The sequence below is a fragment of the Nonomuraea wenchangensis genome, assembly GCF_900111685.1.
GTDB lineage: Bacteria > Actinomycetota > Actinomycetes > Streptosporangiales > Streptosporangiaceae > Nonomuraea > Nonomuraea wenchangensis.
In genome coordinates this window covers 247,511-270,903 of record NZ_FOHX01000013.1, presented here as the reverse complement: position 1 = coordinate 270,903, position 23,393 = coordinate 247,511, and the positions used below count along the sequence as shown (strand labels likewise).

Sequence of the window (23,393 nt, the reverse complement as noted above, 5' to 3'; positions counted from 1 at the left end):
ATGACTCCGCCGGCGGGACGCGCGGAGCCCCGAACCGGACGACGATTGCGGGCGACGTGTTCGTCACCGTCGCCGTCGTTGCCCGGCCCACTACCCGCTGAGGAAATCATGTTCCTACGTATCGCGATCACCGCGCAGACCGCCGCCCTGCTGCTCCAGGCGGTCACCGCCGGGCTGCTGCTGGCCTCGCCCGGCGGCAGGACGGCGCACAGCGCCACGGCCCTCGCTGTCGTGGCCACCGTACTGCTGCACCTGGTCGCCGCGCTGGTGTCGCGGCGGCGAAGCGCCATCCTGCCCGCCGTCGGCATGCTGGTGATGACGCTGACCCAGGTAGCGCTCGGCATGGCGCACGTGAAGAGCCTGCACGTGCCGCTCGGCGTGCTGATGTTCGGCGTCAGCACGGTGCGGCTGGCACGGGTCTGGTCCGTCGGCCGCACTCAGGCGGCGTCGGCATGACCATGACCAGACGGCAGGCGCTGAGGCTGCTCGGCGTAGGCGCGGCACTGAGCGTCTCGGGCTGCTCACTGCTGAGCCGCACGCCGCTGCCCCAGCTCCTGACGAGCAGCGCGCCGCTGCCCAAGCCCTACATGGTGCCGCTGCCGTCGCCCGCGGTGGCCAAGCCGTACCGGACCGACGCGAGCACCGACTACTACGAGCTCGTCCAACGCTCTGCCGAGGTGGAGATCCTGCCGGGCCTGCGCACCCCGATCTGGGGGTACGGGGGGCAGTTCCCCGGACCCACCCTCCGGGCACGCGCCGGCCGCCGGACCGTCGTGCGCGTCACCAACCACCTCGACGCGCCGACGGTCACCCATCTGCACGGCGGCCACACGCCGCCGGAGTCCGACGGCTTTCCCACCGACCTGGTCCAGCCGGGCGCCCACCGCGACTACGTCTTCCCGCTGGAGCAACGCGCGGCCACGCTGTGGTACCACGACCACCGCATGGACCACACCGGGCCGCAGGTCTGGCGCGGCCTGGCCGGGTTCTTCCTCCTCGGCGACGACGAGCAGGACAAGCTGCCGCTCCCCTCGGGAGAGCGGGACGTGCCGCTGCTGATCTGCGACAGGTCCTTCGACGCCGACGGCGCCATGCCCTACCCGGCCAGGCCCGACGGCCCCGGCGCCCACGAGGCGTTCATGGGCGGCGTGCTCGGCGACGTCATCCTGGTCAACGGCGCGCCCTGGCCGCAGCTCGGGGTCGATCGGGCCCGCTACCGGCTGCGACTGCTCAACGGCTCCAACGCCCGCACCTACGAGCTGGCCCTGTCGCCCGGCGGTGTCCTGACCCAGATCGGCAGCGACGGCGGGCTGCTCGCGGCCCCTCGCTCCCTCCAGCGGGTACGGCTGGCGCCGGGCGAGCGGGCCGACGTGATCGCCGACTTCGCCGCCTACCGGGTCGGTGACCACGTCGAGCTGCGCAACCTCCTGGGGGAAGGCCCGCAGGCCAGGGTGATGCGCTTCGCCGTCGAGCGTGACGCCAGCGACGACTCGGCCATCCCGCGAACGCTCTCGCGCGTCGAGCCGCTCGACCCGGCCACGGCCGCGGTGACCCGCGACTTCGAGTTCACCAGCGGCGACCTGCACGGCCACACCGGCTGGCTGATCAACGGCAAGCCCTTCGACGCCCAGCGCGCCGATGCCCGGCCCAAGCTCGGCCAGGCGGAGATCTGGCGGCTCACCAGCGACGTCTCCCACCCCGTTCACCTGCACCTCGCGCCGTTCCAGGTGCTGTCGGCCGGCGGCGAGCGGCCGGCCGGTCCGCCCGAATGGAAGGACACCGTCGAGCTGCGGGAGGCGCAGACCGTGGAGATCATCACCCGGTTCACCGGCTACCGGGGCCGCTACGTCCTGCACTGCCACAACCTCGAACACGAGGACATGGCCATGATGAGCACGTTCGAGGTGGTCTGATGCCTGACTTCCACCCCCCGACCGCCCGAACGAAAAAGTCCTGTTCGGGATCAGGGCGTCCAGCGTGCGCGGAGCACTCCGTCAGGGTCGGGCAGGACGGCGGCCATCAGCGGTCGGCGCTCGTCCTCGTGACAGGAAAGGACCAGTATTGCGCGGGCGTCAGTCAGCATGGCGCGCAGTGCCGGGTAGTGGGTTTCATCGACTGTCAGGCTGCTGATGTGCCCTTGTGGGCTCTGCCAGACGATCTCACTGAGTCCCTCGTCGGGTAGACCGGCAAGGGCTGCGTCCACGTCTGTTGACAGGTCAGGCCAGACCAGCAGCCTGGCCCTGGGAGTGAGCCGGCTCCGTATCGCGGCGACCTCATCAACGGTCGTGATCCGGTGCCAGTGTGAGGCGTTGCGGACGTAGCCCTCCTCCAGCACCACCACGCCGCCTCGGCTGATGAGGGCTTCCAGCTCGCCCCAGAACGTCGCGTCGGCCGGACGTCGTCGCGCGAGATCGTCCCCATCGGACTCCGGGCCGTACGGTGACCGGCTGATGGGTTCGGCGAAGAGCCCGCGCTGACGAGTGAACGTCACCGCGTGCGAGCACGGGAGCGCACTGCCGACATGAACGTACTGGTCGTAACCGACGTGGACGAAGAATCGGCCCTCGGCCTCAAGGCGGCACCATGCGCCGTTGTCACGCAGCATTGCCCGGACCAGTTCCAGGGCGACGGCGATGGGCACCTGCGCGCCGTCGTGGTAGCCGGTCAGGTCGGGTGGGAACAGCCCGGCCAGGCCGTGACCCTCGATGGGCGGTTCGACACCGAAGTTGATGAAGCCGGTCACCGCGGGTTCCCGGATCGTCAGGCAGGTGACGCCGGTTTCTCGGGCGAACGCGGCCACAGCTGCGAGGTAGGCCGCTTCGACCGGGCCGTGATCGCTGTATGAGTCCTCGGGACCGGCGTAGTGGCCATTCTCGTTGCGGTCTGCCGGGTTGTACTTCGTGATTCGGTAGACGTGAAGCCCCGTGGCGCTTCCGCCCTCCACGGAGGCAGGTCGGGGTGCGGATGCAGATGGGTCAGAACCGGCCGCGGAGACGTTCATCGTCCCATCCTGGCGATGGGCTGACGTCCCGGACAATGTTTTACTGTCCTGCCCCGGGACGCTGCTCAGACGGGGTCGGGGCTCGATCTGAAGAATCCGGGTCTGGCCCCGCGCCATCGTCCAGACGAGCGCTCAAGCCCGTCTGCACCGCCGCGACCGACGTCCTGCCCGTCCCGCAGCGGACGTCACGGGTGGCGCGGCTCTGTCGCGGCGGCTGGTCCGTGTTCTACGGCAGCGCCGACTGACGTTTCCGCGCTGCGGCGGTCGATCGCGCCGTTCCGCGGCGCGTTCGTACGGCGGGAGTGGAGGGCCCTGGCGGTGAACCCGGCGGCCGCGATGGCGGCGGGCACGGCGAGGTAGCTGCCGCTGAGCACCAGTGTGAGCGCGGTCAGGGTGCAGGCGGCGACGGCGGTCGCGCGCATCCGGCCGGCGGGCAGCAGCCGGGTCGCGGCCAGCGCGCCGATGAACATGACCGCGGCGAGACACGCGGAGGTCGCCCGCAGCAGCGGGTCCAGGCCGATCGGGCGCACGAGCGCGACCGCGCCGACGACCGCGATGGCGGCTGCGAGCACGGTGAGGCTGCGGTACGGGGACGCGATCCGGTGGGGCAGCAGCCGCTGCCGCGCGAGGGCGACGCCGAGGCGCGAAGCGCCGGCGATGTAGGTGTTGATCGCGCCGAAGGTGAGCACGAGGGCCGCGATCCCGGTGACGGGTTCAGCGGCCGCGCCGAGGCTCGTCCTCATCATCGCGGTCAGCGGCACCGGCGAGGACGCCGCACCGGAACCGACGACCGTCATCGCCACGCTCAGGTAGATGACCGTGATCGCCGCCAGCGTGAGGCCGGTCGCGGTGAGCAGGCGCCGGCCCGCGAAGTCGGCGGACAGGTGGCTGGCGGCCTCCCAGCCGACGAAGGCGAAGATCAGCACACCGACCGCGCTGCCGACACCGCCGAGGCCGTGCGGCAGGAACGGCTCGAAACGCTCGGCGCCGACCGCGGGCAGGCTCGCCACGATCGCGGTGGCGAGGACCGCGAGCAGCAGGCCGACCATGACGACCTGCATGCGGCCGCTGGTGCGCAGCCCGGCCGCGTTGGCGACGAACGCGACCGCCAGCAGCGCGAAGGCGATCACCGCGGAGGTCCGGCCGTCCCAGCCGAACGCGTCCGCCGTGTAGATGCCGCCCGCGAGCGCCCCGGCGAGGGTGCCGATCGGCACGGCGGCGAAGAACCACCAACCGACCAGCGCGTACGCCCAGCGCCCGATCGCGGTCCCGGCGAAGTGGGCGACGCCGCCGCCGTCGGGGTGGCGCAGGCCGAGCAGCGCGAAGGTGAAGGCGATGGGGACGCTGACGACGATCAGCGCCGCCCAGGCGAGCACCGATCCGGGTCCGGCCGCCTCCGCGGCCAGGTGCGGGAGCACGAGCATGCCCGGTCCCAGCACGCCGCCGAGCACGGTCGCGGTTCCTTGCCAGACTCCCAGCCGGTGTTCTGTCATGGCGACACGGTAGGCAAACGTTCGGCCCTGCGGTCGGCCAGCCGAACGGATGGCCGGAATCCGCTGCCATCATGGGCAGGTGGACGAACTTGATGCGGGGATCATCCGCCTTCTGCAGTCAGATGCCCGGCTCTCCAACCGGGAGCTCGCCCGGCAGCTCGGCATCGCCCCGTCGACCTGCCTGGAACGGGTGCGGGCGCTCGCCCGCCGCGGCGTGATCAAGGGATACCACGCCGAGATCGACCCCGCCGCCCTGAACCGCGGCGTGCAGGCGATGGTCGCCGTGCAGGTCCGGCCGTTGAGCCGGGCCGTCATCGACACGTTCAAGGCGTCGGCGGCGAAGATGCCCGAGGTGCTCAGCGTCTTCGTCCTGTCCGGCGGCGACGACTTCCTGCTGCACGTCGGCGTGCCCGACCTCGACGCCCTGCACGCCTTCCTCCTCGACCGGCTGAGCAAACGCCGCGAGGTCACCGGCTTCCGCTCATCGTTGATCTTCCAGCAGGTCAGCAACCCGGCCCCGAGCCGCCTGGCTCAGCCCTCCTGACCACGTCTTCGCCGAACGATGCAACATCTTCGCCCCTTCGGCCGTCTGGGACGGAGCAGACAGACGCGCTGCTCCGCTACGGATACGTCCTGACGGGCAACCGCCATGACGCCGCCGACCTGGTCCAGGAAGCCCTGGTACGGCTGTGCGGCGCCTGGGCGAGGGTGAGACGCAAGGACAGCCCGCACAGCTACGTCCGCACCACCATGGCGCGGTTGCACATCAGCGTGTACCGGGTGCCGCTGAGCGGGGGCGCGCCGCAGCCGGTGAAGGGCGCCGAGCGGCACCACGTCCTGCAGTGGCCATGGGTGGGCGTCCACCGCGGGAAGGCGGTCTTCCGCGAGCTGCTCAACGTCGAGACCGGTGAGCGGCGCGACGCCGTGGTCAAGGCCGACGAGGAGGTCAGGTGCGGCGTCGACCGGTGCGCGGGCGTGGCCGTGCGGTACAGGACCGTCAAGGCCGAGCGTCCCCGCGACCGCTCCGGCAAGGAGATCAAGTGCGGCACTCGCCGGTGCCCGGACACCGCGCGGAGCGCGACCATCCTGCGTCGGTTCGTCCGCGACCGTGACGGCTCCCACGAGCGCGCACTGCCGATCACCTTCCAGCAGGGCGACGACGCCGGCCTGGAGCGCTTCTTCAAGGTCACGTTGACGGGGCCGGGAGACCAGACCGTCCTGACGCTCTACGACGTCGACACCGGCACGTCTGCCGACCTCGGCGTACGGCCGGACGCGAGAGGAGTCATGGCGATTCCCGACGGCGGCCTGGACCGGCTGATGACCTACCCGATCGGGAACGAGATGTACGTTCTGGACCTGACCGCGATCAAGTAGAGCCGAGTCGGGCCTCGGGCGGGGCGAGTTCGACTAAATTGGATCTTCGCACCCTTCGCCCCGCCCTGCACCGCCGAGGAGCGTCCCTGGATGAACTGGCTCTACGTCGCGGGGATCATCCTCTTCCTCCTCGGGTTGATGATCTCCATCGCGCTGCACGAACTCGGCCACCTGCTGCCGGCCAAGCTCTTCGGCGTCAAGGTGACCCAGTACATGGTGGGCTTCGGCCCCACGGCCTGGTCCCGGCGCGGAGGCGAGACCGAGTACGGCATCAAGTGGATCCCGTTCGGCGGCTACATCCGCATGATCGGCATGCTGCCGCCGCGCCCCGGTGACGAGCCCGGCAAGCTCAGGAGCCCGGCGACCGGCCCGTGGCAGGGCCTGATCGAGTCGGCCCGCGACGCCGCCCAGGAGGAGGTGCGGCCGGGCGACGAGAACCGCGTCTTCTACCGCAAGAAGTGGTGGCAGAAGGTCGTCATCATGTCCGGCGGGCCGTTGATGAACTTCGTGCTGGCGTTCGGCTTCTTCACCATCCTGCTGGCCGGCATCGGCCTGCCCGTCGAGGCCCCGATCGTCTCGCCCACCACCGAGACGTGCGTCATCCCCGTCTCCGAGCGGCGCGCCGCCTGCGAGCCGGGCGACCGGCCCACTCCGGCCGCGCAGGCGGGCCTCAGGCCGGGCGACCGCCTGGTCTCCTTCGACGGCGCCACGATCGGCTCCTGGGAGGACGCCAAGCGGCTGATCCGCTCCCACGGCGCCGGCCCGGTCAAGCTCGGCATCGTGCGTGACGGTGAGCCGATGACGCTGGACGTCACGCTCATCGCCCAGGACCGGCCCAACCTCGAGGACCCCGGGAAGACCGACAAGAACGTCGGCTTTCTCGGCGTGCGGCCCACCGAGGTGATGGAGCAGCAGAGCGTCGGCCAGGTCATCGGCTATATGGGCGGGCTGACGGTCAGGGTGGCGGGCTCGTTCCTGAACCTGCCGGAGAAGATGGCCGGCGTCTGGCAGGCGGCCTTCTCCGGCGAGGAACGCGACCCCGAGGGCCCGGTGGGCATGGTCGGCGCGGGCCGCCTGGGCGGCGAGATCCTGGCCTCCGACCTGTCCGGCGAGAAGAAGATCGCCACCTTCGTCAACCTGCTGGCCGGCTTCAACCTGGCGATCGGGCTGTTCAACCTGATCCCGCTGCTGCCGCTCGACGGCGGGCACATCGCGGGCGGGCTCTGGGAGGGCGTCAAGCGGGCCTACGCCAGGATCATGCGGCGGCCGAAGCCCCAGCACGTCGACATCGCCAAGGTGCTGCCGCTGACGTACGTGGCGGCACTGGCGATGATGATCATGGCGGGGCTGCTGGTCTACGCCGATCTGGTCAATCCGCTCACCCTGACGAACTGACCGGTTCGTGCCGGCCGATGGGCGGGCTCAGTCGTCGGTGAAGACGGGGAGCACGGGCGGGGCGAAGCGGGCGCCGGCCTCCGGGTCGCCGGTCGACTGGGTCAGCAGCAGCCGCGTCGTCTCCAGGAGGTGATCACGCATGGCCTCGGCCGCCCCTTGGTCGTCGCGGGCCTGGATGCGTTCGAGGATGCGTTCGTGCACCCGCCAGATGTCCCACAGGGTCCGCGTCTTCGTCGTGGACAGGCCGCGCGCGGCCATCTGCGCGCGCATCGTCGCGACGGACTGGGTCACCCGCGTGTTGCCCGCGGCCTCCAGGATCATCTCGTGGAAGGTCACGTCCTCTTCCTGGAAGAGCCGTTCGTCCCCGCTCTCGCAGGCCACCCGCATCCGTTCGAGCGCCTTGGAGAAAGGCGCCATCTGGGCTTCGGTCATCATGGTCGCGGCGCGGTAGGCCGAGGGGACTTCGAGCAGGTAGCGGAGCGTGTAGATCTCCTCGATGTCGCGCGTGGCGATCTCGAGGATCCGTACGCCCCGGCTCCGCTCGAAGCGGACCACGCCGTGCGTGGCGAGCTGCAGCAGGGCCTCGCGGACGGGCGTCCGCGAGACCCCCAGCTGGGCGGCGATCTCCACGACGGAGTGCAGCGTGCCAGGTGCCAGCTCACCCGTGACGATGGCCCGGCGGACCGCCTCGAAGGTCTGGGCCGCCAGCGACGTCTGGTCCGTCGAGATCTGCTCCATATGGACATGGCTCCCGGTCAGTCGGTCCGCTCAGCGCCAGAACGCCTTGGTCGGCCGAGACGATATCACTCAGGACGAAGATGTGGCATGTGGCATGCAACGCCGCCGGTCAGAGGAACGACAGGTCCGCTCCCTCGCTGGCCGGCAGGACCGTCTGCGCGTACAACCGCCGCCATCCCCGTGCGGGCAGCTCGGGCGGGACGAAGTCCGCGCGACGGCGCTCCAGCTCCTCCTCGTCCACGAGGAGGTCGAGCCGCCGCGCCGCGACGTCCAGCCTGATGAGGTCGCCGTCGCGGACGAGCGCGATCGGCCCTCCGGCGGCGCTCTCCGGGTCGCAGTGCAGCACCACGGTGCCGTAGGAGGTGCCGCTCATCCGCGCGTCGGAGACCCGCACCATGTCCCTGATCCCGGCCTGGGCCAGCTTGGCGGGGATGGGCAGGGCGCCCGCCTCGGGCATGCCCGCCGCGATCGGCCCCGCGTTGCGCAGCACCAGGACGTGGTCCGGGGTGACGTCCAGATCCGGGTCGTCCAGGATCCGCTGGGCGTCCTGCGCCGAGTCGATGACCAGGGCCGGTCCGGTGTGGTTCATCAGGTGCGGGCTCGCCGCCGCCGACTTGATGACCGCTCCCCTCGGGGCGAGCGTGCCCTGGAGCACCGCCAGGCTGCCCGCCGCGCCGAGCGGGTCCTCCAGCGGGTGGATCGTCGTCTGCCAGTCCTCGCGCGCGGGGGTGTCGTCGATCAGCGAGCCGAGTGACTTCCCGGAGACGCCGACGGTCTCCCGTTCGAGCAGCGGTTCGAGGACCTTGAGCAGGGCCGGCAGGCCGCCCGACCGGTGGAAGTCCTCCAGATATCCCGATCCTGCGGGCTTGCAGTCGACCAAGAACGGCACGTCGGCGCCGATCACGTCGAAGTCCTTGAGCGTGAGGTCCACGCCGGCCCGCCGCGCGACGGCGATCAGGTGGACCAGCGCGTTCGTCGATCCGCTCATCGCCGAGAGCACCCGGACGGCGTTGCGGAACGCGGCCGGGGTGAGGATCTCGCGCGGGACGGGGCCGCCCGACCGGGCCAGTTCGACGGCGCGGCGGCCGGTCGCGGCGCCGTGCCGCAGGCGGGCGCCGGTGGCGGCCGGAGGGGTGGCGCCGCCGGGCAGCATCATGCCGAGGGTCTCGGTGATGCAGGCCATGGTGGACGCGGTGCCCATGACCGCGCAGGTGCCCGCGGTCGAGACGAGCTCGTTGCGGACGCTGGTGATCTCGGACTTGTCGAGCTCGCCGCCGCGGTGCCGGCCCCAGAAGCGCCGGCAGTCGGTGCAGGCTCCGAGGCGCTCGCCCTGCCAGCTGCCGGTCATCATCGGCCCGACCACTTCGAGCAGGACCGGCTTGTCGGAGGAGGCGGCGGCCATGAGCTGGGCCGGCACCGTCTTGTCGCAGCCGCCGAGGAGGACCGCGGCGTCCATCGGCAGGGCGCGGATCATCTCCTCGGTGTCCATGGCGAGCAGGTTGCGGAACAGCATCGTCGTCGGCGAGGTCAGGATCTCCCCGAGCGAGATGGTCGGGAAGTCCATGGGCAGGCCGCCGGCCTCCAGGACGCCGCGCCTGACGGCTTCGAGCAGGGCCGGCATGTCGCGGTGACAGGTGTTGTAGTCGGACTTGGTCACCGCGATGCCGACGATCGGCCGGTCCAGCGCCTCGTCGTCGTACCCGCTGGAGGCCAGGAAAGCACGCCGTAGGTAGGTGCTGAAACCGTCGTCGCCGTAGGACGTACGGCTCCGGTCGATGGCCGACTCAGTCGGTCGGTCGGGCATGGGGACCTCCGGGGGTATGGCGGGTCAGGAAGAAGGGGGCCGGCAGTGTCACGGGCGCTGTGTCACACGCGCGGTGTCACGGGCGCTGTGTCACACGCGCGGTGTCACGGGCGCAGCGGCATCGCGAGCGGGCGCATCGGGGCGCCGGTCGCGCCGCGCAGTTTCATGGCGGCGGCGACGAAGGCGAACTCGTAGAGCCGTTCGGCCGAGATCTGCTCGCAGTCGACCACCTCCATGATGGGGACGCCTGCCTCCCCCAGGAGATAGGTGTGGACGACCTGCCAGTTCTCCTCGTCCGCGCCGGGCATCTGCTCCAGGGCGAGGGTGTCGCCGCCGATGACGGAGGCGCCCATCCGGGCGAGGAACTCGGCCCCTTCCAGGTTCAGGCCGGGGCTGTTGTCGATGTAGGCGTCGATCGCGGGCCAGGCGCGCATCCGGCCGGTACGGATCAACGCCACGTCACCCGGCCGGAACTCGACGTTCTGCCGTCGCATGGCCTCGCGCAGGTCGTCCGCGCCGATCCCGTGGTTGTCGGGCAGGATGTCGGTGTCGTACAGGGCGGCGATGTCGAACAGCACCCCGCGGGCGATGATCGGCGGGATCTTCTCCGCGCCGCACTTGGTCCAGTGCCGGGAGCTGATGTGCTCCTCGGCGGAGAACCCGTTCCAGATCTTGCCGTTGTACCCGAAGTGGTTCAGGGTGTCGATGTGCGTGCCGCAGTGGGTGTACATCGAGATGGCGTCGCCCGAGTAGGAGACCAGCTCGTTCTGCTCGCGGCCCACTCCGGTGATGTCGTCGAGGACCGTGCCGGCGGGGGTGTGCGTCATCCACTGCTGGAAGTTCGGGTCGCCGGCCTTCGTCCATGAGGGCATGCCGACGAAGTAGTCCACCGACAGGTCGATGACGCTGCCGCCGTCCGCCCGGCTCAGCACCTCACGCGACGCCTCGGGGGTGATCAGGTTGATCATGCCGATCTCGTCGTCGGGACCGAAGGGGCTGCGGGTGACCTCGCGGAACTCGGCACAGTACGCCGCGATCTTGTTCCTGGTCGCTTCGCTGATGAGCGCTGGTCCACACATGGTGATGTCGGCCTTCCTGTTCGATCCGGTTACTGGCCCGGGGCCATCGGGCGGGTGAGCTCGCCGTACATCTCGGGGCGGCGCCCGGAGAACACGGGCAGCTCGAACTCGCCCGGCTTCTTGATGAGCCGCTTCGTACGGGCGGCCTGGACGTCGATCGACGCCCCGAACAGCCCTTCGTCCTGGCCCGCGTCGGCCAGCACCTCTCCGGAGGGGGCGATGATCTGGCTTCTGCCCATGAAGCGGGTGCCGGCCTCGGCGTCGGCGCGGTCGGCGACCGCGAGGTAGACGAGGTTCTCCAGCGCGCGCACCCGCGTCATGTGGTCGGCGAGCATGTCCGACCCCATAGGCCAGTTGGTGGGCATCGCGATGAGGTCGGCGCCCTGGAGCGCGAGCTCGCGGGCCGATTCGGGGAAGCGCAGGTCGAAGCAGATCATCACGCCGACCCGGCCGAAGGGCAGGTCGGCCACCCGGGGCGCGGCGTCGGCGCCCGGGTCGACGAACCGGTCCGCGCCGAGGTAGGGCAGGTGCTGCTTGCGGTAGCGGACGATGATCCCGGTGGGTCCGAGCACCAGGGCCGAGTTGTGGACCTGCCCGTCCGCCTCCTCCAGCAGGCCCACCACCGCGTGTACGGAGCTCTCCGCGCAGGTCTGCACGATGCGGCCGATCCTGGGGTCGGCGGCGCCGATCGCGGCGGCGCGCGTCTCGGCGCGGGAGTCGAACAGGTAGCCGGTGAGCACGCACTCGGGGAAGACCACGAGCTGATGCCCGCTCGCCGCGCCGGCCCGCAGGGTCTCGATGACGCGGTCGACGTTCGCGGCCACGTCCGTCCGGTCGACGCTGATCTGAGCGACCCCGACCTGGACGCCGCTTGCGGTAGGTGAGCCGGTCAACGTGCCATCCCTCGGTCCGGTGGTGAGTGAATAACCGGCAGAGTGGCATGCAGCATGCAGCACGTCAAGTCGTTGACATGCTGCACACTGCATGCAATGGTGACCCGACGAATCGGACATTCCGTGGGAGAGGGGCTGAGAGTTGTGCCAGAAGTAGTGATCGTCAGCGGTGCCGGAGGCGGCATCGGCGCCGCGACAGCACGCGAGTGCGCGGCGGCCGGCGCGTCCGTACTCCTGACGGATCAACGCGTCGAACACGTGGAACGGCTCGCCGCCGAACTCCGTTCCAGCGGGCACGACGCCCTGGCACACCGGCTGGACGTCACCGACGAGGACGCCGTCGCCGACGCCGTCAAGGTCGCCACCGACCGGTGGGGCCGCCTCGACGGCCTGGTCAACTGCGCCGCAACGATCGTGGCGAAACCCCTGGTCGACACCACCCTCGAGGACTGGAACCGGGTCATGACGGTCAACGCGACCGGCACGTTCCTGCTGTGCAAGCACGCGGTGGCCGCGATGCTCGCCCAGGGGACGCCCGGGTCGATCGTCAACCTCTCCTCGATCTCCGGGACGGTCGGCCTGCCCGGCCAGCCCGCCTACTGCGCCTCCAAGGGAGCGGTGCTGCAGCTGTCCCGCCAGATCGCCGTCGACTACGCCGCCGCCGGGATCCGGTGCAACGTGGTCAGCCCCGGATCGGTCGCCACCGATCAGCTGGCCACTTACCTCGGATCCCAGCCCGATCCCGACTCCGCCCGGCAGCGGCTCATCGCCGGCCACCCGATCGCCCGCCTGGCGGACCCCCACGAGGTGGCCAAGGTGGTCACCTTCCTGCTGAGCTCCGCCGCCAGCTTCATGACCGGCGCGGACGTGGCCGTAGACGGTGGCTACACCGCCATCTGAGCACGGACCGCGCACCGCGCGGTCCCTGCAGATTTCCAGGAAGGTACTCGTAAATGTCTCGGCGTACGACCTCGCCGCCGGCCAAGCGCGCCGGACCTGGTGGACTGATCGATCTGCGTCGCCTCAGGGCCGGTCGCTTCTCCTCCATCTGGCTCATCACGCTGCTGCTCTTCGCCGCCAGCCCGCTCATCTCACCCGGCAGCCTGTCCGGGTCCGCGGTGCTGTCCATGCTGCCGTTCGCGGCGGTGATGGCGATCGCCGCGCTCGGGCAGACCCTCGTCGTCGCCCACGGCGGCATCGACCTGTCGGTGCCCGGCGGGATGGCGCTGGCCGCGGTGCTCGCCACCAAACTCCCCGCCGCGTCAGGAGTCCCGGTCTGGGCGGCCGTCGGGCTCGCGTTGGTCGTGGGCGCGCTCGGCGGCCTGATCATCGGTTTCGCCGTGGTCCGGCTGTCCATCGCGGCGTTCGTGGCGTCCCTGGCGGTCAACTCCATCCTCATCGGCGTGGTCCTGCAGGTCTCCAGCGGCTTCCCCGCCTCGGCCGGCGCCGCGCTGAGCGCGTTCGCCGTCGGATCGGTGGCGGGCATCCCGAACCTGCTGCTGGTCGCGGTCGTCGTGGTCGGGCTCGCGCACTGGATCATCCGCCACACGGTGCTCGGCCGGCGCTTCATCGCCGTCGGCGCCGGACGGCCCGCGGCGCGGCTGCTCGGCCTGCCCACCGGCTCGTACGAGATGGGCGCGTACGTGGCCGCGGGAATCTGCTACTCGCTGGCCGGAGTCCTGCTCGCCGGCTACCTGCGGACCCCCGACATCCTGCTCGGCAACACCTACCTGCTGCCCACCATCGCGGCCGTCGTCCTCGGCGGAAGCCTGCTGTCCGGCGGCATCACCAACCTGGCCGCCACCGCGGTCGCCGCGCTCTTCCTCACCCAGCTCGACCAGGTGGTCCTCGCCGCCGGCGCGTCCACCGCCACGCAGCTCCTCGTCCAGGCCGCCGTACTCGCGCTGAGCGTCGTGGCCCGCGGCGTGCCGTGGAGCGCCGTCCGCGCGCGGCTGACCACCCGCGCCCCCGACCCCGCCTCCACGCTGCCATCGCGCTAGCCGGCCAGGCCCTCCTCTTCAGAAGTGTCCCCCAGACAGGAGAACCCCATGAGCTCCACCAGAGCCCGATTCCGCGCCCGCGGCTCGGCCGCCGTCCTGGCCCTCGCCCTCGGCGCGACGGCCTGTGCCGGCGGGCCGGGCGCCTCGAACAACGCCACCGAGGGCGGCGGTGTCGAGGCCGTCTACGACAACGCGGCCAAGATCGGAGACGTTTCCCAGCTCCGGCCCATGTCCGAGTTCTGCGGCACCAAGCCGGTCAAGGTCGCGCTCGCGGACGGCACGGGCGACAACGCCTTCCGTAAGACGGCGCGCGCCGAGTTCGAGGACGAGGCCGCCAAGTGCCCGAACATCACCGTGCTGCCCTACGCCGACGGCCAGAACAACCCGCAGAAGGCGATCAGCGACATCAAGGCCCTGGTCGCCCAGGGCGTCGAAGCCCTCGTGGTCTTCCCCGACGCCGGCGAGGCGCTGCTGCCGACGCTGCGTGAGGCGTACAAGGCGGGCGTGCAGGTGGTGCCGTGGACGGCGAACCCCGGCGGCAAGCCAGGGGTGGACTACACCTCGTTCGTCGGCCACAACACCGTCAACGACGGCGTGACCTGGACCCGCTGGATGTGCGAGGCGCTCGGCGAGAAGGGCGGCAACGTCGTCTTCCTCGGCGGCACCCCGGGCAACACGCAGAGCATCACCGAGATGGTCGGCATCGAGAAGGAGCTCAAGGAGAACTCCGCCTGCGCCAACGTCAAGCTGCTCAACGAGCCGGGCAAGCCGGTCGACACCAACTGGAACCCCGCCCAGATGCAGAAGGTCGTGGCCGGGCTGCTCACCAAGTACCCGACCATCGACGGCGTGATCACCGACTCGGGTGACGCGTCCTTGGGCGGCATCCGCGCCTTCCTGCAGGCCGGCCGGCCGCTGCCGAAGTGGACCGCCAACGACAACAACGGGTTCGCCTGCGCCTGGAAGGAGCACGCGGACAAGAACCCGACCTTCCAGACCGTGACCGTGTCGGCGCGTACCTGGATCATCCGTCTCGCGCTGCGCAAGGCCGTCGCCGCCCACCAGGGGATCAAGAACGACGAGCCGGAGATCATCAACATCCCGATCTTCGAGAACACGCTCGACGAGACGAAGCCTCCGAAGTGTGACACCGACCTTCCCGCCAGCGCTGTCCTGTCCTCCGAGCTCACGCCGGAGCAGCTCAAGCAGGCCTACAGCTGATCACTTGTCGTCTTCCGCCGGGCACGCGCCCGGCGGAAGCGATGAGCCGAGTGAGGAGTGATCCTTCGCATGGTCGATTCGACAGCCGGACTGGTTCTCCGCGGGGTGACCAAACGCTTCCCCGGCGTCGTCGCGCTCGACGCGGTCGACTTCGAGGTGCGCCCCGGCGAGATACATGCCCTGGTGGGAGGTAACGGCGCCGGGAAGTCCACGCTCATGGCGGTGGCGTCCGGAGCGCTGGCCCCCGACGCGGGCACCATCGAGATCGCGGGCGAGCCGATGCGGCAGATATCCCCGATCGCCGCCCGGGAGCAGGGCCTCGCCATCGCCTTCCAGCACCCGGCACTTCTCCCCGACCTCACCGTCACCGAGAACCTCCTGCTGAGCGTGCCGAAGCGGCTGCGGCCGTCGTTCGGCGACGCCCAGGACTGGGCCAGGGAACGACTGCTCCCCATGGGGATGGACATCGACCCGGCCGCCGTGGCCGGCCGGTTGACCCTGGCCGAGAAGCAGGCGCTGGAGATCTGCGGCGCCCTGGCCTGCGAGCCCAGCGTGCTGATCCTCGACGAGCCCACCGAGCCGTTCATGGTGGCCGAGATCGACAGGCTGTTCGAGCAGGTGCGCAAGGCCGCCGCCGGCGGGATGGCCGTGGTCTACATCAGCCACCGGCTGCCCGACGTGATGGCCCTGGCCGACCGTCTCACCGTGCTCCGCGACGGCCAGATCCGCGGCACCTTCCTCGCCTCGGAGGTGACCGAGGAGGAGATCATCACCCGTATCGCGGGCCGGGAGATCGACGCGCTGTTCCCGCCGCGGCCCGACTCCGTCGGCGACGTCGTGATGGAAGTACGCGATCTGCGCTCGGACCGGCTCCGGGGGATCACCACGACCCTCGCCCGCAACGAGGTCCTCGGCCTGGCCGGCGTGGAAGGCAACGGGCAGCGCGAGTTCATCCGCGCGCTCGGCGGAGCCGACCCCGTCACCGGCGGCGGCGTCACCGTCGCCGGCCGGCCCGTGGAGCTCGGCAGCCCCCGTCGCGCCCGGCGGGCCGGCGTGGTCCTCATGCCCCAGGAACGGCACGTCGAAGGCGTCGCGACCGTGCTCTCGGTCAAGGAGAACCTCGGCGTCGCCGCCACGAACCAGACCGCCTCGGCCGGGGTCGTCAAGGGCTCGGCCGAGAACGCGCTCGTGGCCGAGGAGATCCGCCAGCTCGGCATCAAGGTGGCCTCGCCCGACTCCGCCGTGGAGCACCTGTCGGGCGGTAACCAGCAGAAGGTCGTGCTCGGCCGCTCCCTGCTGTCCGACCCCAAAGTGCTGCTGTGCGACGAACCCACCCAGGGGATCGACGTCGGAGTACGCTCCGACATCTACCACCGGCTCCGCTCCACCGCCGAGTCGGGGACGCCGGTCGTCGTGCTCAGCTCCGACAACGTCGAACTCGCCGGGCTGTGCGACCGCGTGCTCGTGTTCTCCCGGGGGCGGGTCGTCCGCGAGCTGACCGGCGACGAGATCTCCGAGCACGCCATCACCGAGGCGTCACTCACGGCGGCGACCTCGGCCCAGAGCGAGGAGGCCGCCGGACCGGCGCGGCGTACGGGGCCGCTCGACAGGTTCCGCCGCCTGCTCTCCAGCGAGCAGGCGCCCAGCCTGTTCCTCGCGGCCGCGATCGTGCTCCTGGCCCTGGTGAGCGCCACCAGGAGCGACCGCTTCCTGTCCGAGTTCAACATCGCCAGCATGCTCGGCCTGGCGGCGCCCGTGCTCTTCCTCGCCGCCGGGCAGCTCATCGTCATGCTCACCGGAGGGATCGACCTGTCGGTCGGCCCCCTGAGCGGGACCCTCGTGGTCATCGCCTCGTTCTACCTCCTCGACGGGTACGGCGCCGGGTGGTGGATCATCGGGCTGCTGCTGATGTTCCTCGCGGCGGCCGCCGTGGGGCTGGGCAACGGGATGATGGTCAGATACGCCCGGGTGACACCGGTGGTCGCCACCTTGGTCACCTACACCGCGCTCCAGGGGCTCTCCCTGGTCATGCGCGACTCGCCCGGCGGGTCGATCTCCAGCACGATCACCGAGGCGCTCGGGGCGCGCATCGGCCCGATCCCCTACGCGGTCATCGTCGGCGCGGCCGTCCTCATCGGGCTGGAAGTGATGTCCCGGCGTTCGATGATGGGGCTCCGGCTGCGGGGCGCCGGCTCGTCCGAGCACGCCGCACGCAACAGGGGAATCCCGGTGGCCCGCGTCCACCTCGCCGTCTACGTCGCCAGCGCGCTGCTCACCATGCTCGGCGCCCTGCTGCTGATGGCGCAGATCGGCGTGGGTGACCCCACCGCCGGCGTCAGCTACACGATGGCCAGCATCACCGCCGTCGTGCTCGGCGGAGCCTCGATCTTCGGCGGCCGGGGCAGCTTCATCGGCGTGCTGTTCGGAGTCGTGCTCCTGCAGGTCATCCAGAACACCACGGTGTTCCTCGGCCTGTCGCAGGCGTGGCAGTACTGGATGCTCGGCCTCATGGCGCTGGCCGCGACGGCCATCTACTCACAGGTCCGCGCCAAACGAGCATAAGGAGGATTTCGCCCCGTTCTCTCTCCCCCCACGGGAGCTCGCTGACCTGCTGCTGGTGTGACCTCTGAAAGGACGAGTGTGATCATGGCTGGGACTTCGGACGCCGCGCTCCGCGAACGGGCGCGCCGGGTCATTCCAGGCGGGATGTACGGACACCAGCGGGCGGGCCTGTTCCCGGAGAACTTCCCGCAGTACCTCTCCCACGGCGAAGGGGCCCTGATCCGCGACGTCGACGGGCGCGAGTTCGTCGACCTGCTCTGCGGATACGGGCCCATCGTCCTCGGCTACCAGCACCCCGGGGTCGAGGCGGCCGCGGCGGCCCAACGGCGGCAGGCCGACTGCCAGAACGCCCCCTCGGCCAGAATGGTCGAGCTGGCCGAGCTGCTGGTGGACGTCGTCGACCACGCCGACTGGGCCTACCTGGCCAAGAACGGCACCGACGCGACGACCACCTGCCTGACCATCGCCCGGGCCGCCACCGGCAGGTCCGTCGTCCTGGTCGCCCGGGGCAGCTACCACGGCGCGGCCCCCTGGTGCACCCCCGGCCTGGCCGGAGTGCTCCCGTCGGACCGCGCCGCCCTGCGGTACTTCGAGTACAACGACCACGCGAGCCTGCGGGCGGCCGTGGACGAGGCCGGCGACGACCTGGCCGGCATCATCGTCACCCCCTTCAAGCACAACGACGGAGAAGACCAGGAGCTGGTCGACCCGGCGTTCGCCCGCGAGCTCCGGCAGGTGTGCGACTCCAGGAACGCGGTGCTCATCCTGGACGACGTCCGCTGCGGATTCAGGCTGAACTTCGGCGGGAGCTGGGAGTCGCTGGGGATCCAGCCCGATCTCAGCGCCTGGGGCAAGGCGGTCAGCAACGGCTACACCGTCTCGGCGATCCTCGGCATCGAAGCCCTGCGGGACGCCGCCACCAGCATCTTCAGCACGGGCACCTACTGGTTCGCGGCGGTCCCCATGGCCGCCGCCATCGCCACCATCAACGCCATCCGCGACGAGGACGGCATCGCCGCGATGGAGCGCGCCGGCGAACTGCTCAGGAGCGGCATTGTGGAGCAGGCCAGGGCCAACGACCTCGCCATCTCCTACACCGGGCCCGCGCAGATGCCCTACTTCCGGTTCCTGGCCGACACGGACTTCGAACGGATGATGCACTTCTCCCGCGTGGCGCTCGACCACGGCGTCTACATCCATCCGCGGCACAACTGGTTCGTCAGCGTGGCCCACACGGACGAGATCGTGGCCCGGGCGCTCGCCGGCACGGAGGCCGCCTTCCGCGCGGTCCGTGACCGGTTCGGCGACGGCTGAGACCCGGCTCGGCAGGCCGCGACTCCACAGCACCGGCTAGGAGGAGGGCAGAGGCGCCTCCTGTCCCGCCCGTCCGGGCGTCACCAGGGCGGTGACGACGATGCCGACGGCCGCCGCGACAGCCGCCACGGTGAACCCGCCGGCGAAGCCGCTCAGCGTCTCCCCCGCCAGGCTCGCCGCGGCGACGCTCGACACGACCGCGGCGCCGACGGAGGCGCCGAACTCGTGGAAGGTGCTCACGATGCCGGAGGCGATCCCGGCCTCGTGGGGCGCCACCTGGCCGAGTGCGGTCGCCGAGGCGACGACGAACATCGCGCCGGTGCCCGCCGCCGCGACGGAGACGCCCACCACGACGAGGGCCGGGTTCATCGACACGGCCGGCACGGCCATGCCGAGGGCCGCGAGGGCCATGCCGGCGACGGCCGGCGCGCGTCCACCCCAACGGCCGATCACCCGGCCGGTCAGGTTGGCGCCGAGCATCGTTGCCACCGCCACGGGCAGGAACAACAGCCCGGTCTGCAACGCGCCGTACCCCTGAGCCTGCTGGAAGTAGAAGGTGCCCAGGAAGAACACGGTGATCATCAGGGCGGTCGCCATCATGATGAGGAACGCGCCGGTCGCCACGGGCCGCCGCACGAGCAGCCGGACGTCCATCAGGGGCGAGCGCGCCCGCTTCTGCCGTACGACGAACAGGACGTAGCCCGCTGCGGCGGCCAGGACGAGCCAGCCGGTGAGCGGGGTGAGCCAGCCCCCCTCACCGGCGGCGATGAGGGCGTAGATCAGCGATGCGGTGGAGGACGTCACCAGGATCGCGCCGAGGATGTCGAGCCGCGGCCGCTCGGCCGCCCATGCCCGCCGCGCGGGCACGAGAACGGCGAGCACCCCGGCGATCGCCACCCCGATGGGCACGTTGACGTAGAAGACCCATGACCATCCGGGTCCCGCCGTGAGGAGTCCGCCGAGCAGGACGCCGAGGGCGGCTCCGCCTCCGCCGAGCGCGGACCAGACCCCCAGGGCCTTGTTCCGCTCCTCCCCGTCGAACAGGGTCACCACCAGGGAGAGCGCCGAGGGCGACAGCAGGGCCGCGCCGACCCCCTGGGCGATGCGACCGCCCACCAGCAGGGCCGCGGATTCCGCCAGCCCGGTGGCCAGTGATGCCGCGGTGAAGAGAAGGAGCCCGGCGAGCATGACGCGCTTGGCGCCCGCCAGGTCGGAGATCCGCCCACCGAGCAGCATGAGGCCGCCGAAGGTGAGCGTGTAGGCGCTGACGGTCCAGGTCAGTGCCTCGCGGCTGAGCCCGAGGTCCGTCTCGATGTGCGGCAGGGCGATGGCGACGACGGTGACGTCGAGGATCAGCATGAGCTGCGCCACCCCGAGCAGGCCGAGAATGCGCCAGCGCGCCGGGTGTGCGTCCGGCCGCGCGGTTGGTCGGTTCACGATGCCTCCATAGGCAAGAACTCGTACTTCCATGTACGAGCTTTGCCATGACTATAACTCGTATATGCACATACGCGTTAGAGTGCCGACATGGAAGAGCCCTCCGCGCGCCCCAGGCGCCGCGCCGACGCCGAACGCAGCATCGCCCGCATCGTGTCCGCGGCACGCACCCTGCTGAGCTCGGACCCGAACGCCAGGACGGACGACATCGCGAAAGCGGCGGGCGTGGGGCGGATGACCCTGTACGGGCACTTCGGCACCCGGGCCGAACTCGTCGAAGCGGCCTTCACGGACGCGCTGAGAGCCGGCGACGAGACCTTGTCGGCCATCGACCTGACGGGCAACGCCCGCGAGGCGATGACCCGCCTGCTGGCGTCGAGCTGGCAGGTGGTGGCCGAGTCCGCGGCCCTGCTTACCGCGGCCGAGGAGGTCCTCCCTGCCGGACGGATCCGGGAGCTGCACGCGAAACCCGTTCAGCGCATGACCGAGCTCATCCGCCGTGGCCAGGACCAGGGCGTCTTCCGTACCGACCTGCCGACCGTCTGGCTGGTCAACGTCGTCCACCACGTCCTGCACGGAGCGGCGACCGAGATACGGGCGGGACGCCTGGAACCGGACGACGCCGCAGAAGTGGTGACCAAGACCGTGCAGTCAATGCTGACAGTCTGACCGCAGAGGCTGGGCACGACGTGGTCGTGGCCGCACTATTATGTAAACGCATCCGTATGCGTTTACGAAATGAGGTGGCCGGATGCTGAAGTCTGTAGGCAAGATCGGGTTACTCGTTCCCGCCTTCGCGGTCGGCGCCGCCTGGCTGGTCGTCCTGCGGTTGAAGGACGTGCCCGTGCCGCTGCTGGTGGTCTATGGGCTGCTGCTGGCCGGATTGGTGGTCGGGTTGTTGTGGCCCGGTGTGCTCGGCCCGCTGTCCACCCGGCGCCGGGTGCTGGCGTTCATCGGGGTTCCGGCCGGCCTGGGCACTCTGGGGCTCTACCTCGGAGTCGTCTACTACGTCACGGACCTGCCGGTGCTGCTCGCCCTGGCCGCTGTCGCCTGCCTGGCATGGGCGGCGGCCGCCTTCCTGCGCGGACGTCGGGCGGAGGGCGGCCGGGGCACCCGGAGCACCAGGCGCGCCTTCCTGGCGGGCGGTGCCGGGCTGGTGCTGGGAGTGCTGAGCGGACTGTCCGTCGATCGGGTGGAACGGCAGCGAAGCGAGATGCTGGCGCGGGGCGAGCAGGAGCGGCAAGCGGCCGTGCGCACCCCGGGCGCGCGGCGGCGGATCGCCGACGGCGCCGTACGGGTGTTCCCGATCCACACCGGCGACACCATCGTCACCTACGGCCAGTTCTACGGCGGTCTGGACGGCTGGGAAGGGCTGAACGGCTACCTGCGCACCCTTGTGGACAAGGCGCAGATCGCGGTGCCCGTCTACGCCTACCTCATCGACCACCCCCGGCACGGCCTCATGCTGGTCGACACCGGCGTCAACTGGGAACAAGCCCACGATCACGACGGGTACTACAACCACAACCAGATGGTCTCGCGCCTGCTGACCCAGCGCGACGAATACCAGCTGACCCCCGAGCAGGACCTGCGGGTCCACCTGGCCCGGCTCGGCTACGACCCCAAGGAGATCACCACCGTGTTCCTCACCCACGTCCACGACGACCACGCGGGAGGGCTGCGCCACCTGCCTCAGGCGACAGTGGTGCTCGACCGCCGCGACTGGGAACACGGCACGGTCTACCCGTACTCCTTCGACCTGGTCAAGAACAACCTCTCCTTCCCCGCCTTCGACTCCGGCGCCTTCGGCGCCTTCCCCGACAGTCAGGACCACTTCGGTGACGGCAGCCTCATCCTGCTGCCCACCCCCGGCCACTCCCCCGGCCACATGTGCGTGCTCCTGCGCCTGGACGCCGGCAACGTGCTGTTCATGGGCGACACCCTCTACACACTGCCCCACCTGGCCACGGACCAGGTCCGCCAGATGACCATCGGCGGCGCCGACACGGCCCGCCAGCTCGAGGCCGCCCGGCGCATCCAGACCCTGCTGGCCTCCGACCCCGTCACCGTGCCGTTGTTCGCCCACGACAACACCCGCTACCAGTCCGACCTGGTCGCCTCCGCGTTCGACCACGGGACGCCCGGCAAGGAGGAGCTGCGGGAGCTGCGCCGACACATGGAGACCGTCCTCACCCCCGACTGGCGGCTGCGGCCCGGGCACACCCCCCACTTCGTGCCGCCGGCGTCCGGCATGGACTTGGGGCGGGTGGAGCTCCGATGACCTCCGCGCGGCGCACCCGGGGCAGACCCCGTGACCCCGAGGCCGACGGGGCGATCATGAAGGCGGCGCTGGAGCTGTTCGTGGAACGCGGCCTGGAAGGCGCGAACTTCGAGCAGATCGCCAAGCGCGCCGGCGTGGCCAAGGTGACCGTCTACCGGCGCTGGTCCTCGAAGGAGGAACTGCTCACCCAGGCGATCGAGCAGGCCCGCACCCTCATCCCCGAGGCCGACATCTGGGCCACCACCGACGCCACGACGCAGCCGGCCGACCAGCGGCTCATGGACTCCTGGGTGCACACCTTCGGCGACGCCCGCTTCCGGGCGATCCTCGCCCAGCTCATCGGCTCCAGCGTCGCCCAGCCGTCGCTGCTGGCCACCTACCGCGAGCAGTACATCCAGCCCCGCCGCCGGCTGATCCACGCCGCACTGGAACGCGCCCGCCGCGACGGCCAGCTGGCCGCCGACGCCGACCTCGACACCGTGATCGACATGGTCGTGGGCGCGGCCATGTACCGCATGCTCATCGACCCGGACACACCAGCCGACCCCGCCGCCACACGCCAATACCTGGAGGCCGTCCTCCGCCAAGCCGACCAGCTGCTGCGGCCCCCCGGCACGCCACCGCGACAGGAAGGAGGGCAACCCTAACCACGATCTTGGGGCAGTAGCTGGCCGTACGCCTCGACGGCGGGCAGCGACCGTTGGTCGGGTGAAAGCGCGGCTTGGCGCAGCCGGCCGCCGTGAGGGCGGCTTCCTGGCGGGCCAAGTTCTGGTCACGGGTGGAAACGCGGCCGGGGGA

The 23,393-nt window shown here is 70.8% G+C and carries 20 protein-coding genes; 13 read left to right on the top strand and 7 right to left on the bottom strand.

The features are described from left to right. Positions 1-108 precede the first annotated feature (108 nt). Positions 109-456 carry a hypothetical protein gene (locus BMW85_RS33380; protein ID WP_091089509.1) on the top strand — a complete coding sequence of 116 codons (348 nt, stop codon included), beginning with the start codon at positions 109-111 and terminating at the stop codon, positions 454-456. Further along, entirely contained in the window at positions 453-1,913 is a 1,461-nt protein-coding gene (locus tag BMW85_RS33375; RefSeq protein ID WP_091089508.1) for a multicopper oxidase domain-containing protein, read from the top strand. The genes BMW85_RS33380 and BMW85_RS33375 overlap by 4 nt, the downstream gene beginning before the upstream one ends. 50 nt (positions 1,914-1,963) lie before the next feature. Here BMW85_RS33375 and BMW85_RS33370 read toward each other — a convergent pair whose 3' ends face one another. Continuing rightward, positions 1,964-3,001 (bottom strand): RNA-binding protein, encoded by a 1,038-nt coding sequence (locus BMW85_RS33370; protein WP_245775207.1) that lies wholly within the window; start codon positions 2,999-3,001, stop codon positions 1,964-1,966. Between the two features lie 185 nt (positions 3,002-3,186). Further along, on the bottom strand, positions 3,187-4,494 hold the full coding sequence (locus BMW85_RS33365) for an APC family permease (protein ID WP_091089504.1): 1,308 nt from the start codon (positions 4,492-4,494) through the stop codon (positions 3,187-3,189). Positions 4,495-4,573: 79 nt separating this feature from the next. On the opposite strand from BMW85_RS33365, the gene BMW85_RS33360 reads away from it, so the two are divergent. From BMW85_RS33360 to BMW85_RS33350, 3 genes are all read left to right on the top strand, one after another. After that, on the top strand, positions 4,574-5,038 hold the full coding sequence (locus BMW85_RS33360; protein ID WP_177241012.1) for an Lrp/AsnC family transcriptional regulator: 465 nt from the start codon (positions 4,574-4,576) through the stop codon (positions 5,036-5,038). Continuing rightward, a complete protein-coding gene (locus tag BMW85_RS51485) occupies positions 4,978-5,871 on the top strand; it encodes a sigma factor (RefSeq protein ID WP_342743466.1) in 894 nt (297 codons plus the stop codon). The genes BMW85_RS33360 and BMW85_RS51485 overlap by 61 nt, the downstream gene beginning before the upstream one ends. Before the next feature lie 90 nt (positions 5,872-5,961). Further along, positions 5,962-7,266: a M50 family metallopeptidase gene (locus tag BMW85_RS33350; protein ID WP_091089498.1), complete on the top strand. Its 1,305-nt coding sequence runs from the start codon at positions 5,962-5,964 to the stop codon at positions 7,264-7,266. A 27-nt stretch (positions 7,267-7,293) separates the two neighbouring features. On the opposite strand, the gene BMW85_RS33345 is transcribed toward BMW85_RS33350, so the two are convergent. The 4 genes from BMW85_RS33345 to BMW85_RS33330 all read right to left on the bottom strand — a co-directional run bounded on the left by BMW85_RS33345 (position 7,294) and on the right by BMW85_RS33330 (position 11,780). Beyond that, complete coding sequence (locus tag BMW85_RS33345; protein WP_091089496.1) at positions 7,294-8,004, bottom strand: GntR family transcriptional regulator; 711 nt, start codon at positions 8,002-8,004, stop codon at positions 7,294-7,296. Positions 8,005-8,113: 109 nt separating this feature from the next. Continuing rightward, positions 8,114-9,808: a dihydroxy-acid dehydratase gene (locus tag BMW85_RS33340; RefSeq protein WP_091089493.1), complete on the bottom strand. Its 1,695-nt coding sequence runs from the start codon at positions 9,806-9,808 to the stop codon at positions 8,114-8,116. 104 nt (positions 9,809-9,912) lie between these two features. Next, positions 9,913-10,887 (bottom strand): cyclase family protein, encoded by a 975-nt coding sequence (locus tag BMW85_RS33335; protein WP_091089491.1) that lies wholly within the window; start codon positions 10,885-10,887, stop codon positions 9,913-9,915. Between the two features lie 29 nt (positions 10,888-10,916). Then, positions 10,917-11,780 carry a carbon-nitrogen hydrolase family protein gene (locus BMW85_RS33330; protein ID WP_218156041.1) on the bottom strand — a complete coding sequence of 288 codons (864 nt, stop codon included), beginning with the start codon at positions 11,778-11,780 and terminating at the stop codon, positions 10,917-10,919. A 144-nt stretch (positions 11,781-11,924) separates the two neighbouring features. On the opposite strand from BMW85_RS33330, the gene BMW85_RS33325 reads away from it, so the two are divergent. The 5 genes from BMW85_RS33325 to BMW85_RS33305 all read left to right on the top strand — a co-directional run bounded on the left by BMW85_RS33325 (position 11,925) and on the right by BMW85_RS33305 (position 18,877). Further along, the gene (locus BMW85_RS33325; RefSeq protein WP_218156040.1) at positions 11,925-12,680 is read left to right on the top strand and encodes an SDR family NAD(P)-dependent oxidoreductase; all 756 of its coding nucleotides are present in this window, start codon (positions 11,925-11,927) and stop codon (positions 12,678-12,680) included. A gap of 53 nt (positions 12,681-12,733) precedes the next feature. Then, positions 12,734-13,780, top strand: a complete 1,047-nt coding sequence (locus tag BMW85_RS33320) for an ABC transporter permease (protein WP_091089484.1) — start codon at positions 12,734-12,736, stop codon at positions 13,778-13,780. A 48-nt stretch (positions 13,781-13,828) separates the two neighbouring features. Then, complete coding sequence (locus BMW85_RS33315; protein WP_091089481.1) at positions 13,829-15,001, top strand: substrate-binding domain-containing protein; 1,173 nt, start codon at positions 13,829-13,831, stop codon at positions 14,999-15,001. A gap of 69 nt (positions 15,002-15,070) precedes the next feature. Continuing rightward, complete coding sequence (locus tag BMW85_RS33310) at positions 15,071-17,563, top strand: ATP-binding cassette domain-containing protein (protein ID WP_091089479.1); 2,493 nt, start codon at positions 15,071-15,073, stop codon at positions 17,561-17,563. A gap of 84 nt (positions 17,564-17,647) precedes the next feature. Continuing rightward, complete coding sequence (locus BMW85_RS33305) at positions 17,648-18,877, top strand: aminotransferase class III-fold pyridoxal phosphate-dependent enzyme (protein WP_091089571.1); 1,230 nt, start codon at positions 17,648-17,650, stop codon at positions 18,875-18,877. 36 nt (positions 18,878-18,913) lie between these two features. Here the strand turns inward: BMW85_RS33305 and BMW85_RS33300 are convergent, their stop codons facing one another. After that, complete coding sequence (locus BMW85_RS33300; RefSeq protein ID WP_218156039.1) at positions 18,914-20,314, bottom strand: MFS transporter; 1,401 nt, start codon at positions 20,312-20,314, stop codon at positions 18,914-18,916. 90 nt (positions 20,315-20,404) lie between these two features. On the opposite strand from BMW85_RS33300, the gene BMW85_RS33295 reads away from it, so the two are divergent. The 3 genes from BMW85_RS33295 to BMW85_RS33285 all read left to right on the top strand — a co-directional run bounded on the left by BMW85_RS33295 (position 20,405) and on the right by BMW85_RS33285 (position 23,242). Next, complete coding sequence (locus BMW85_RS33295; protein ID WP_091089474.1) at positions 20,405-20,983, top strand: TetR/AcrR family transcriptional regulator; 579 nt, start codon at positions 20,405-20,407, stop codon at positions 20,981-20,983. Positions 20,984-21,065: 82 nt separating this feature from the next. Further along, positions 21,066-22,595, top strand: coding sequence for an N-acyl homoserine lactonase family protein (locus BMW85_RS33290; protein WP_091089471.1), 1,530 nt, complete (start codon positions 21,066-21,068; stop codon positions 22,593-22,595). After that, complete coding sequence (locus BMW85_RS33285; RefSeq protein ID WP_091089469.1) at positions 22,592-23,242, top strand: TetR/AcrR family transcriptional regulator; 651 nt, start codon at positions 22,592-22,594, stop codon at positions 23,240-23,242. Before BMW85_RS33290 ends, BMW85_RS33285 begins: the two co-directional genes overlap by 4 nt. The last annotated feature ends 151 nt before the right edge of the window (positions 23,243-23,393 follow it).